Origin of the sequence: Neobacillus niacini (assembly GCF_031457145.1) — a bacterium.
Classification (GTDB): Bacteria; Bacillota; Bacilli; order Bacillales; family Cytobacillaceae; genus Neobacillus; species Neobacillus niacini_J.
Map to the genome: position 1 here is coordinate 148,252 of NZ_JAVDVZ010000006.1, position 13,011 is coordinate 161,262.

The 13,011-nt window shown below is 36.7% G+C and carries 12 protein-coding genes; 9 read left to right on the forward strand and 3 right to left on the reverse strand.

Annotation, left to right across the window (positions count from 1 at the left end; all coding sequences use genetic code 11):
* Window positions 1-28: 28 nt before the first annotated feature.
* Window positions 29-1,069: a CdaR family transcriptional regulator gene (locus tag J2Y03_RS16195; RefSeq protein WP_310195743.1), complete on the reverse strand. Its 1,041-nt coding sequence runs from the start codon at window positions 1,067-1,069 to the stop codon at window positions 29-31.
* Between the two features lie 277 nt (window positions 1,070-1,346).
* On the opposite strand from J2Y03_RS16195, the gene J2Y03_RS16200 reads away from it, so the two are divergent.
* The 8 genes from J2Y03_RS16200 to J2Y03_RS16235 all read left to right on the forward strand — a co-directional run bounded on the left by J2Y03_RS16200 (window position 1,347) and on the right by J2Y03_RS16235 (window position 9,878).
* Window positions 1,347-1,502 carry a hypothetical protein gene (locus tag J2Y03_RS16200; protein WP_310195744.1) on the forward strand — a complete coding sequence of 52 codons (156 nt, stop codon included), beginning with the start codon at window positions 1,347-1,349 and terminating at the stop codon, window positions 1,500-1,502.
* A gap of 137 nt (window positions 1,503-1,639) precedes the next feature.
* Window positions 1,640-2,536 carry a 4-hydroxy-tetrahydrodipicolinate synthase gene (dapA, locus tag J2Y03_RS16205; RefSeq protein WP_310195746.1) on the forward strand — a complete coding sequence of 299 codons (897 nt, stop codon included), beginning with the start codon at window positions 1,640-1,642 and terminating at the stop codon, window positions 2,534-2,536.
* A gap of 33 nt (window positions 2,537-2,569) precedes the next feature.
* Window positions 2,570-3,892 (forward strand): gluconate:H+ symporter, encoded by a 1,323-nt coding sequence (locus J2Y03_RS16210; RefSeq protein WP_310195748.1) that lies wholly within the window; start codon window positions 2,570-2,572, stop codon window positions 3,890-3,892.
* Window positions 3,893-4,019: 127 nt separating this feature from the next.
* Window positions 4,020-4,907 carry a 2-hydroxy-3-oxopropionate reductase gene (gene garR, locus J2Y03_RS16215; RefSeq protein WP_310195750.1) on the forward strand — a complete coding sequence of 296 codons (888 nt, stop codon included), beginning with the start codon at window positions 4,020-4,022 and terminating at the stop codon, window positions 4,905-4,907.
* 98 nt (window positions 4,908-5,005) lie between these two features.
* Entirely contained in the window at window positions 5,006-6,358 is a 1,353-nt protein-coding gene (gene gudD / locus J2Y03_RS16220; RefSeq protein WP_310195752.1) for a glucarate dehydratase, read from the forward strand.
* Window positions 6,359-6,455: 97 nt separating this feature from the next.
* The gene (locus J2Y03_RS16225) at window positions 6,456-7,586 is read left to right on the forward strand and encodes a glycerate kinase (protein WP_310195754.1); all 1,131 of its coding nucleotides are present in this window, start codon (window positions 6,456-6,458) and stop codon (window positions 7,584-7,586) included.
* A gap of 106 nt (window positions 7,587-7,692) precedes the next feature.
* Entirely contained in the window at window positions 7,693-8,250 is a 558-nt protein-coding gene (locus J2Y03_RS16230) for a DNA-3-methyladenine glycosylase I (RefSeq protein WP_132086732.1), read from the forward strand.
* Window positions 8,251-8,828: 578 nt separating this feature from the next.
* Window positions 8,829-9,878, forward strand: coding sequence for a VanW family protein (locus J2Y03_RS16235; RefSeq protein WP_396954214.1), 1,050 nt, complete (start codon window positions 8,829-8,831; stop codon window positions 9,876-9,878).
* On the opposite strand, the gene J2Y03_RS16240 is transcribed toward J2Y03_RS16235, so the two are convergent.
* On the reverse strand, window positions 9,835-10,176 hold the full coding sequence (locus J2Y03_RS16240) for a hypothetical protein (protein ID WP_310195759.1): 342 nt from the start codon (window positions 10,174-10,176) through the stop codon (window positions 9,835-9,837). The two genes, J2Y03_RS16235 and J2Y03_RS16240, sit on opposite strands and share 44 nt — an antisense overlap.
* A gap of 120 nt (window positions 10,177-10,296) precedes the next feature.
* Between J2Y03_RS16240 and J2Y03_RS16245 the strand changes: the two genes are divergently transcribed.
* The gene (locus J2Y03_RS16245; protein WP_310195761.1) at window positions 10,297-11,082 is read left to right on the forward strand and encodes an SDR family oxidoreductase; all 786 of its coding nucleotides are present in this window, start codon (window positions 10,297-10,299) and stop codon (window positions 11,080-11,082) included.
* A gap of 54 nt (window positions 11,083-11,136) precedes the next feature.
* Here the strand turns inward: J2Y03_RS16245 and J2Y03_RS16250 are convergent, their stop codons facing one another.
* On the reverse strand, window positions 11,137-12,843 hold the full coding sequence (locus J2Y03_RS16250; RefSeq protein ID WP_310195763.1) for an MFS transporter: 1,707 nt from the start codon (window positions 12,841-12,843) through the stop codon (window positions 11,137-11,139).
* Window positions 12,844-13,011: the final 168 nt, after the last annotated feature.

The following is a 13,011-nucleotide window of genomic DNA, read 5'->3' on the forward strand; positions in this document are numbered from 1 at the left end:
GTGGCCTCCTTTTGCGTGAAGGCTTTTTTTACGAAGTTTTCATTTTATATAAAACGTACCCAGTAAAAAGCTCAAATAAATCTGTAAATTTCTTGGGATTTTTATTGGTTAGGATTTCAATTTTTTGTAATCTATAAGCCAGACTATTTCGATGAATATGAAGCTCCTTTGAAATGGCATTCATATCGCCGCTATTTGTAATATAGCTAATTAGTGTTTCTATTAATTCTCGTCCTTTTGAATTTTCTTCAAGCTCTTCGTAAAATTTGTTCATATCGTTTAGTGAAGGGTCTTTGTTTGTTAAATAATCTATGAATTTTAAATCTTTATAGTAGCAGTGTATTTGATTCATATCAAGTTTTTCTACAATCTCAATGGCTCTTTTTGCCTCATGGACTGATTTTGCCACGTTTGTATAAGGTTCACCTATTCCAATTTTGAATTCACTGTTAACTAGTCCTTTTTCAATCCTTTTTACAACTTCACTTGGGATAGGAACGATGTAAAGGATAAGATTTGGATTAAGCCGAAACATAAATTCTTGGTCGTGAAGAGGGATTAGTTTATTCATTTTACTTTTGACGATTACTGCTTTTCTTTTTATCGAAATATCAATTCCTAGTACCTCACCATTATTGATAAACGACTTATCGTAATCTTCATTACGAAAAATCCAATGATATAAAAACTCTTCCTTCATTTGCTCTTTAATTCGCCGTTCTCTAAATAAAAACTCTTGATTTAATAACAACTCCGCAGTAACTCTAACTAATTCGGCGAAAGGACTTACAATGTCAGGGTCACCGCTTATCCCTATTACTCCGATGATTCTATTCCGAAAATGAATAGGTATGTTCACCCCTGGTTTGGTGCCGCCTTCAGAGTGGTAGATAGAAACAAGCGATTCCTGTTCAATCGCTAATTGAGCACCTTGATGATAGTTATCGATTCTCCCAGGATCACCGCTGCCTATAATTCTTCCTATATCATCCATGATATTTACATTATAGGGAATGACTTGCATAACCTTATTAGCAATCTCTTGAGCTAGTACTTTGTTTATGCTCATTTACACTACCTCCATACTAAAAATCATTTTAAAAGAATTTGTATATTTGCCTAAAAAAATACAAAATATCTTATCAACTTGAACGATGATTAATTAATAAGTTAATTATACAATATAACTTGTAAACGGTTACGAATTTTGTGAAAAAACTTAAAACCCAATAAACAAGCGTAACAAAATAGTCACTTGACTTATAGTGGTTTTCCTGTTATTTGAATTTGTGCTCGAAATAGATTTTGTTCAATTGCACAAAAAAGGGAAGAAGATATTTATTAAAATGAATAAAGCTATTTTCTTCGAAAGCGTTTACTATAGAGTTATGAAAAGGGTCGATGGAAAAGAAGTAAGAAAATCAAAGTCAATGATCCTATTCATCGGAATTCTTCATTTTGTAACAAATTTCGCGGTTGGTGCTAGAAAAAAAGATTATTAGGTTGTCACCTTAGTTATGATGTTAATCAAAATAGTAGTCTTTTTAAAAAATCTATACATGTGAAATTGTTCACAAATTATTCAAAATGACTCTCTAGTATTCTTAGGGAAATTGGGGAGATCAAGAAGGAGGCAATCATGTTTAAACCAAAAGGAGTCATTCCAGCATTAGTAACACCGTTGGATATAAATGGAAATTTAATGGAGGATGCATTAAGAAAAGTAATTGACTATACCATTTCAGGTGGAGTTCACGGACTATTTATTTTAGGCAGCAGCGGTGAGATTTACGGTTTGACGGCAGAACAAAAACGCCGTGTGGTTGAAGTTACGGTTGACCATACAGCAGGCCGTGTTCCAGTTTACTGCGGGGCGAGTGAAATCACCACTCGTGACTGTATTCAAACTGCACAAATGGTTGAAGAGGTTGGCGGAGTTTCTGCACTCTCTGTTCTTACACCATATTTCATGTCACCCACACAAAGTGAATTAACGGATCATTTTAAAGCGATTGCAAAATCAACAAAATTACCAGTCATCCTTTATGGAAATGAAGCACGCACACAAGTGAAGATTGAAGTTAAAACGTGTGAAGAGTTAAGTAAAGTTGACAATATTATTGGTATTAAAGACAGCAGTGGAGATATGACAAGAATGGCTGAGTACCTCAGAGTGACAGACCGTGAAACGTTCTCTGTTCTTGCTGGACGAGATACCTTGATCTATGCAGGACTTTGTCATGGTGGATCTGGTGCAATTGCAAGTACCGGAAATATTGCTCCGAAGCTAGTTTCAGAGATATACAATACATTCATAGCAGGTGATCAACAAAAGTCACTTGAATTACAATTAAAACTTGCTCCATTAAGACTAGCTGTTGATAAAGCAACATTCCCTGTAGTCTTAAAAGAAGGATTAAGAATGGTCGGTATTGATGTTGGTGTTGCTTTAGCACCTGCAGCTGAGATGAGCCCGGAAAGTAGATTAATTTTAGAAAACGTATTAAAAGACTTAGAGTTATATCAAATTTATTAATTAACTATTTCCCTTTGGAAGGAAGAAACAACTATGCCATTATTATATGTTGCCTTAGGTGTTGCGCTAATTCTTGTTTTGATGATTCCGCTTAAAATGAATGGTTTTGTTGCATTATTATTGGCTGCTTTATTTGTAGGTCTACTACAAGGAATGGATGTAAATACGCTTCTTGATACAATCGTAAGTGGTATTGGCGGGCAAGTCGATGACTTGATCTTAATCTTAGGTTTCGGAGCGATGTTGGGAACGGTCATGGCTGAAGCTGGAGCCGCTCAACGAATTGCTAACACCTTGATTGACAAGATGGGCGTTAAACGCGTTCAAATTGCTATGTTACTAGCTGCTTATATTCTTGGAATTACAATGTTCTTTGAAGTAGCGTTCGTTTTATTGATTCCATTAGTATTCACGATTGTACGTCAAACAAAAATGAATCTGCTTTGGGTAGCACTACCAACAGTAGTTGGATTATCAACAACACATAGCTTCTTGCCGCCACATCCAGGACCATCCGCAGTAGCAGGTGTTTTTGGAGCTAGTCAAGGTTTAACACTATTATATGGTCTTATTATTGCAATCCCTGTAGGATTCTTTATCGCCTTAATGTGGCCAAGACTTCCATTTATTAAAAAGTTGAATCCTTCTATACCTGAAGGACTTGGAACATCAAAAGTCTTTAAAGAAGAAGAAATGCCAAGCTTTTTAGCAAGTATTTCTGCTGCGCTTATCCCTGTAGCTCTTATGGCAGTACTGGCAGTAACAGAAATCACTTTACCAGAAGAACACAAATTTAGATTTTATATGGAATTCTTTGGATCAGCACCAATCGCATTGATGATTTCCTTATTGATTTCCTTCTATATTCTTGGACCGAAAATTGGGCGCTCACTTTCAGATGTTATGAAGTCATGTTCAAACGCGATTAAGCCAATGGGTATGATCATCTTAGTTATTGGTGCCGGCGGCGCTTTCAAGCAAGTTTTAGTAGATAGTGGTGTAGCCGATTATATTCAAGAATTAACAAGTGGCTTGGATATTTCACCGATTGTCCTTGCTTGGTTGATCGCTGTAATCTTACGTATCGCATTAGGCTCAGCAACCGTAGCGGTTATGACTGCAGCAGGTATTGTCCTTCCGATTGCACAAGCATCTGGTATCAGTATGGAATTAATGGTTCTTGCTGTAACAAGCGGAAGTGTAGCATTCTCACACGTAAATGACCCTGGTTTCTGGATGTACAAAGAATATCTTAATTTATCAGTTGCAGAAGCATTAAAAACTAGAACAACGTATACAACTGCACTAGCTATCCTTGGATTAATTGGAGTATTAATTCTTAATATGTTTTTATAAAAAGTATTTTTTGAGAATTGGGGCAGTAAATTCACTGCCCCAAGGATAAACTTGACCTTGGTAAATAAGGGTTTACATCCAGTATAACTCTTAATATATAAAAATTTCTGTAGGAGTGAATAATATTATGAAGAAGATTGGATTTATTGGATTAGGAATTATGGGTAAGCCTATGAGCAAAAACTTGATCAAGGCTGGATATCAACTGATTGTAAGTGATTTTAATAAAAATGCAGTTAGTGAGCTAGAACAATTAGGGGCAGAAGTAGCAGCAACACCTAAAGAAATTGCAGAAAAGTCTGATATCGTAATCACTATGCTTCCAAACTCTCCAAATGTGAAACAAGTTGCTTTAGGAGAAAATGGATTAATTGAGGGTGCACACGAAGGATTAGTCTATATTGATATGAGCTCGATTGCACCAGCAGCATCGCAAGAAGTAAACAAAGTATTAATTGAAAAAGGCGTTGACATGATTGACGCTCCTGTTAGCGGTGGAGAACCAAAGGCAATCGACGGGACTATTTCTGTAATGGTTGGCGGTAAAGAAGAAGTGTTTAATAAAGTTAAACCAGTATTAGACGCAATGGCAGGTTCTGTTGTTCGAGTTGGAGAAATTGGTGCAGGTAACGTTACAAAGTTAGCGAACCAAGTGATTGTCGCTTTAAACATTGCAGCTGTTTCAGAAGCATTTGTTTTATCTCAAAAAGCTGGCGTAAATCCAGAAGCAGTTTTTGAAGCGATTCGTGGTGGATTAGCTGGAAGTACTGTACTAGAAGCCAAAGCACCAATGATGTTAGATCGCAACTTTAATCCAGGATTCCGGATTAATCTTCATATAAAAGATTTAACAAATGCAATGGAAGCTGGTCATGAAGTTGGTGCACCACTGCCATTAACTGCTGCTGTATTAGAAATGATGTATGGATTAAAAGTAGATGGCCATGAATTCGATGACCACAGCGGTCTTTTAAAATACTATGAAAAACTAGCTAACACTGAAGTTTCACGCTAATATTCTTCTAACTAAAAGGGAACGAAGAGATGGAGTACCCTTCGTTCTCCCTTATAAATAAAGATTAACTAAAAAAATAATGGATAGGAGATATCCCAATGAAAACTGTACAAAATTTAGTTAATGTTACCCCTGTTGTTTCTGAAATGACTGTTATCCCCGTTGCTGGTCGAGACAGCATGCTTCTTAACCTTAGTGGTGCACACGGAGCTTATTTTACTAGAAATATTCTAATTCTTAAAGACAGCAATGGAAATACAGGTGTTGGGGAAGTACCTGGTGGTGAAGGGATTCGCAAAACATTAGAAGATGCGATTCCATTAGTAGTAGGTTCATCTATTGGTAATTATAATAATATCTTAAATAATGTCAGAAAAGAATTCGCCGGTCGTGATTCAGGCGGACGTGGATTACAAACATTTGATTTACGGATTACTATCCATGCTGTTACAGCAATCGAAGCAGCGTTACTAGATTTATTAGGGAAGCATTTAAATGTACCAGTAGCTGCATTATTAGGTGAAGGCCAGCAACGTGATAAAGTAAAAACATTGGGATACTTGTTTTATATTGGTGACCGCAATAAGACAGATCTACCATACTATAGCAACCCTGAAGCAGAGGAAGAGTGGTACCGAATTCGTCATGAGGAAGCACTAACACCTGAAGCAGTTGTACGTTTAGCTGAAGCTTCTCATAAGAAATATGGCTTTAATGATTTCAAACTAAAAGGCGGCGTTCTTGAAGGCAAGGAAGAAATTAAAGCCATTAAAGCTTTAAAAGAAAGATTCCCTGAAGCAAGAATTACCCTTGATCCTAACGGTGCTTGGTCATTGAAGGAAGCAGTAGAGCTTTGTAAAGATATGCATGGAATCTTAGCCTATGCAGAAGATCCATGTGGAGCTGAAAATGGTTATTCTGGCCGTGAAATTATGGCTGAATTCAGAAGACAAACAGGTCTTCCAACTGCTACCAATATGATTTCAACTGACTGGCGCCAAATGGGTCATACGGTTTCCTTGCAATCTGTTGATATTCCTTTAGCAGACCCACATTTCTGGACTATGGCAGGTTCTGTACGTGTTGCACAAATTTGTAATGAATGGGGCTTAACTTGGGGCTCACACTCAAACAACCATTTTGATATTTCACTTGCTATGTTTACACACGTGGCTGCTGCAGCACCTGGTGAAATTACTCCAATTGATACACACTGGATTTGGCAGGAAGGTACTGAGCGCTTAACAAAAGAGCCATTCCAAATTGTTGATGGTGACCTAACCATTCCGGATAAGCCAGGTCTTGGTGTTGAAATTGACATGGATCAAATTATGAAAGCACACGAATTATACAATAATATGGGTCTTGGTTCTCGTGATGACTCTGTAGGAATGCAGTTCTTGATTCCTGGATGGAAATTCGATAACAAGCGTCCTTGCTTAGTACGATAATTAGTAAGAGGGTGGCTGTTAGGTCACCCTTTCCTTTTACTAATAATTAGTAGATATATATAAATTTTTATACTTTAAATGTAAAGGACAGATTATGATGAAGTTTGTGTTAGCGCCTGATTCATTTAAGGAGAGTATGTCCGCAAAGAAAGCTGCCCTTGCAATGGAAAAAGGAATTCGTACAGTTTATCCAGAGGCAGAATGTGTGATCGTTCCTATGGCTGACGGAGGAGAAGGAACGGTTGAATCACTCGTTAGTATGACAAATGGTGAAATCATTAAGACAGAGGTTATTGGCCCATTAGGAGAAAAAGTTATAGCGGAATACGGTCTTTTAGGTGAAGGTCAAACAGCTGTTATTGAAATGGCAAGTGCAAGTGGAATAGAAATCATTAAACAAGAAGACCGAAACCCCTTAGTAACTACTACGTTTGGTACAGGTGAATTAATCAAACATGCACTAGACAAGGGTGTGACTCGTATATTAATCGGGATTGGGGGAAGTGCCACGAATGATGGTGGAGTAGGAATGCTCCAAGCCCTCGGTGTTTCCTTTAAAGATCAGAATGGTCAAGAACTATCCTTCGGCGGTGGAGCATTAAAACATTTATCAACTATTGATTTAAGCGGATTAGATAAACGAATTGCTCATGTTAAAATTGATGTGGCTTGTGATGTAAATAATCCATTAATTGGAGAAAATGGTGCTTCTGCCATTTTTGGACCTCAAAAAGGTGCAACTGCTGAAGTAGTGGAACAATTGGATCAAAACTTAGCTCATTATGCTGAAATTATCAAGAGTGATCTCGGTAAAGACATTGCTCAAAAAGAAGGTGCTGGTGCAGCCGGCGGTCTTGGTGCTGGATTAATGGCATTTTTAAATGCTAACCTGAAAAAAGGCGTGGAACTAGTAATAGAATATACTGGTCTAGAGGAAAGAATGGCAGGAGCAGATTATGTTTTTACTGGTGAAGGGAGCATTGACGGGCAAACATTGTTCGGTAAGACACCTTTTGGAGTTGCATCAATTGCTAAGAAGTATTCTATTCCAGTAATTGCTTTTGCAGGAAGAATAGGTAATGGTGTAGAACCACTTTATGAAAATGGATTTACCTCCATTGTTGGTATACTTAAAGGTGTTTCTTCATTAGATGAAGCATTGAAATCCGGTGAAGCAAATTTAACTTTCGCAGCGGAAAATATCTGCCGAGTTATGAAAATGCGATAAAGAATTTACAAATCAGGCAGGCTGTCGAGTTTTTCGACGGCTTTTTTCTATTTATTCGTTAATTATAGGTATAATAAATGAAAATGCATTTAATGAGGTGCTTAGGATGGAAAGATGCGGATGGGTTAATAAGGACCCATTATATATTGATTATCATGATCATGAGTGGGGAGTGCCAGTATATGATGATCGACTGCTATTTGAGTATTTGAATTTAGAAGGAGCTCAGGCAGGATTGAGCTGGTACACAATTTTGAAGAAAAGAGATAATTACCGCAAGGCTTTTGATAATTTTGATGCAGAAAAGATCGTTTTGTATGATCAAAAGAAAATAGATGAGCTTTTGCAAAATGAAGGGATTGTTAGAAATAAACTTAAAGTAAATTCAGTTATAACGAATGCAAAGGCATTCTTAATAGTTGTAGAAGAATATGGTTCCTTTAGCCGCTATATATGGTCGTTTGTCGATGGAAAACCCATACATAATCACTTTAAAGATTTATCGGAAGTCCCAGCTAAAACGGAAATAAGTGATCGATTAAGCAAGGATATGAAAAAACGAGGGTTTAAATTTGTCGGGTCAACGATTTGCTATGCTTTTATGCAGGCGACTGGGATGGTAAATGATCATGTGGAATCATGCTTTTGTTATAAAGCCAACTGAAACCAATAAAATAGGGATTAGGATAAACAAGTGAAGGCTCATTTAGAATGAGTCTTTTTTGTTCTTTATATAGAGTGCGAAGAATATGAATAAAGAGTGATTTTGACATTGTTTTACTGTTTACTTATCTATCAATCTATATTATATTGTTCTTAATAAAGTACAAGGAAAATTTCAATTAATTTTGAAACTAAAGGATTATAAAAACCGTCTAATATGTGTATCCAAATAAAGGGAATTATTTGTCGGAAAATATTAATCAAGTAATATTTGCAGGAATAGGAGAATTTAACACGGAATAAAATAGGTGAATGGGTATGCATTCCTTTTTCCGAATATTCGGAAGTGTTTTCGTTTGGGGTGGTGAGATTTTGGGAAATACTGTTTTCATAATGATAGTTGTTAAAATCTTAAAGCCGATTTTAACGTGGAAATAGTTATTTTGCGCCTTTGATTATATTTACAAGCTCTTTTCTTATAAAATTTCTGCTGTTTTCTGCAAAAATACAGCATAATCATTAATTTATTTATAAAAGCAACATAGTTTAAGAAAAGAGCCTTGGAAAAGAGGAGAAGTAATGCGAATGCGGAGATGGGTAGTGTTTATTATTCTAATTGGCAGTTTACTAGGTTTAGTTGGTTGTGCTGAGAAAACAACCACAGGTAAAGAATCTGAACAAAAGAATAAGGTAACTGAACAAGAAAAGAAGTTTGAAGAGCAAAAAGCCGCAGAAGAAGCGGCAAAGAAAACTGCTGCAGATGCAGAGACAAAGAGAATTGCAGAGGAAGAAGCTAAAAAGCCGAAAGTGGTCAATCTAGTAGATCCAAGTACAAAAAACATTATTAAAAGCCTCATTCCCGTTGAAATGGGGTTTGGGACGGATAATGATAAATATCAACAGGAACTTGAGAGTTGGGCTAAGGAACTAGCAAGAGGAACAGAAACGGATCCAGGTTATGACACGAAGATGATACTAGATAAAATTGATGCAAATGGTCAGGTTATCAAGGGAAAACCAAGGGTGATTCTTGAAGAAGCAGAGCTTGTAACAAAAGTAATCGAGGCTTCTGTCAATGGTGGTGATGTTCTTCTGCCAATCTATATCACCGAAAGTGGCTATAAGCCAGAGGACGCTGCCCATTTATCTGAAGTGGTGGTTGCGACTTACAGTACTAAATTTAATCCTAGTATAACTGGGAGAAACAAAAACATCGAATTGTCTGCGCAGGCTATTGATAATGTCATTGTTGGAACAGGTGATATTTTCTCCTTTAATCATACAGTGGGACCAAGTGATGCTGCACATGGTTATCAGCCTGCTCAAGAAATTGTAAATAAGGAATTGGTCATGGGAATTGGCGGCGGTATTTGTCAAACATCATCTACCTTGTTTAATGCGGTTGATCAATTAACTATCGATTATGTAGAATGGCACCATCATTCTCTGACAGTGGGGTATGTACCTTCAGGAAGGGATGCAACTGTTTCATATGGTGGAAAAGATTTTCAATTTAAGAATACAGCAGGGGTCCCGCTCCTGATAAAGGCCATTTATAATGGAAATGGTACCCTTACAGTTGAGGTTAGGACCTCTGCAGCATTTCAAAGTTTACTTCAAAAAAGATAGGTTTTAATTTGAAAAAGACGTGTGGCATATACACGTCTTTTCGTGTTAGCTTATAGTTTATTTTATTGTAGGTTACGTTATATAATAATTTACTTACTTCTTCATCAAAAATCTGCTTCTGCTCTTGAATAATTTCAATCGCTTTATTTGAAACGGAACTTAACTCCTGATATAGCGCTTTAGAAGTACGTGGTTCTCCTTCTTGAATTTCATGATAGACTTGTTCCACTAATTCTCTTCTCTTATGACCAATTCCCCTTAATTCATCGCCTTGTTGCTCTAACTTTTCTAAATCCACAGTAAAACCTCCTATAATTATGATTGGATGGTTTTATTTTTTCCTTTTTATGTTTTTCTCTTATGTGAATGGTTACTTGTTAACAGGGGACTATAAGGAAAAAAAGGATGGTTCGAAAAATTGAACTTATTATTACAAGGTCATGTAGCATTTATCACAGGTGCAGGATCAGGAATTGGCCGCGCTTCAGCTATAAAACTAGCTGAAAATGGGGCGAAAATTGCTTTAGTAGATTTGCATCCAGAAAATTGTAAAGAGGTTAAAAAATTGGTTGAGGAAAAAGGGAGCGAAGCCCTTGTACTTGAAGCCAATGTTTCTTCTTCAGATGAAATGAAGAAGTGCTATGACAATGTTATTGAGAAATGGGGAAGACTTGATATTGTTTTTGCAAATGCCGGAATTAATGGTGTTGTCGCTCCAATTGAGGATCTTTCACCAGAAGATTGGGATTTGACCATTTCTAATAATCTACGGAGCACCTTTTTAACCATTAAATATGCGATTCCTCATATGAAGGACAGCGGCGGCAGTGTGATTATTACGAGCTCTATTAATGGAAATCGTAAATTCACAGGATTTGGGATGTCCGCTTATAGTACTTCAAAAATTGGTCAGACAGGATTCGGTAAAATGGCGGCACTTGAATTAGCTAGATATGGGATTCGAGTTAATATTATATGTCCTGGTGGTATCGAAACACATATCGGTGAAAATACATGGCATGAAAAAGAAGAATTAAAAAAAATAAAAATTCCAATCAATTATCCAGAAGGAAACCACCCCCTTGGTCATCAATCAGGAAAGCCAGAACAAGTAGCGGATCTTGTGTTATTTTTATCTTCTAAACAATCGAATCATATCACGGGAACTGAAATTTACATTGATGGTGCAGAGTCACTTTTATAATTTTTGCAGTGAAAAACACGATGAAGTATTCCGCTTCATCGTGTTTTCATTTAATTATTCTAAGCCTTCAATCACGATTTCTTTTGCTGGAAGGAAGTCTTCCGCCGTATCCAGATAGGTGATGTTTACTATATCACCTTCTTTTAGATAAATAATCATTGGTTCTTTTTCTGAGGAAATGATGTAGCTTTTCTTGTTGTCAAGCAGGAAAGAAACAACTGTGAAATCTCCAGATTTTTCTTTATAAACCCGTAGGACTGTACCTGTTATTTTCTTTTCATCTGCTTTCGAACTGCCATCAACGGAACCGCCACCTCGTTGCAAGGCTGTTTTGTACTGCTTTAAAGCTTCATTGGGAGTAACCCCAAAAACGGATATTTCAGGATTCGCAGCTGAAACAATAAAGTAATTTTGCAAAAAGCCATTCGAATCTAAAACAGGTGTCAGCCAGCTTGCCTCACCATAAAAGTTATAGATTACGGGCATTTCACCATGCCATTTCTTTTCAATAAATTTCTTTTCGATAATTTGTAATGCACCCTGTGAGTCCATATACGATTCTTCGGGATTTCCGGTATAGTAGGTTGCTTCACCCGAACGCGAGTTGGTCAGTGAGTAGCCGAGCATGGAATCAACGCCTTCTTTAGGGCTGGTGAAGTCAGTGAAATAATACATAACCCCGTTTTGGTCGAAAATTGGGCTTACATTTGCCTCTGTTCCTTCGTCGGAAGGAAGTTTTACGTCTGATTTTCCAAAGAGGCTATTCCAAAAGCCATGAATATAGTTTCCAAAGTAGCTGTTTTGCAAGCTGACAATTTCAGGTGATACGGCACCATCTATATATTCAGGAACTTCTGATAAGGCATATGATTTGGTATCCCCATTCTTTGAATCCACAACCACAACACCTTTAACATCAAATCCATTACGTGCTGAAACAAATTCACCGTACGAGCGGATGTAATATGGTTTTCCTTCATCATCAATTTCTAGTTGAACATCTCCATAGAAAATATGTTTTGGGAATTGCATACGAATATGGCGCTCAATCGCTTTATTAAAATAGGAAGAAGGGGTGTAGATCATTTCAGATTTAATAAATTTTGTATTTGCAGAAGAATCAGTTGCACTTAAAGTAAAGTAACCAGGTGTTTCCTTGCCTTTCCACCATTTGAAAAATCCAGAGAACTCAACAGGTGCAATATAGACAAAGTCGCCATTGACCTTTTGAATTTGTAGATTACCTAATTCATAATAACTTGTATTTGGCACTTGACCAAAAGCTTTTTTCATTTTATTTCGTGCAAATTCTGGTGGAACGCTTGCTGGTGTTTCTTTTTCATCAAAGGTTTTAATTTCCACCATTTGATCCATCTTAGCAATTTCATATTTTTCATCTGCATTAAATAGGAAAGCAGTTAGAAAATAAATTCCAAGTATTATACTAGCTGCACAGAGGAGTGCTTTCACTTTCCTTTCCAAACCAGTTGAAACTAACGCACCTAACATAGTAATAATAATGGCATGAACCCATAGTGAAGAGAGGTTTCTATCAAAATTCGTAAAATAATAGTAAGCAAAAACAGAAGGAATCAAAATAACTAAAACTGCAATAATCGCTCCCGGTATAAACCTTCTATTTTCCGAAGTACTCTTTTTATGACTTTTGTGATTACTTGACTTATCATTCTGATAAATAGGTATAAGAACAAGAGCAGAAGCAATACCAACAATCAGAGCAAACAAAAACATATTCCCCATAGCATTTTCCCCTTTATCAATTATCTTTTTACTGAGACTATCTTAATACGATTATATAGGTAGAAAGATTCAATAATAATTATAATTTGGTGACAGGCACCACTAAAGTACATTTGTACGCCTGTGGTGGACAGTGGAACTAACAGAATTGGAAAGGCACCATTAAGG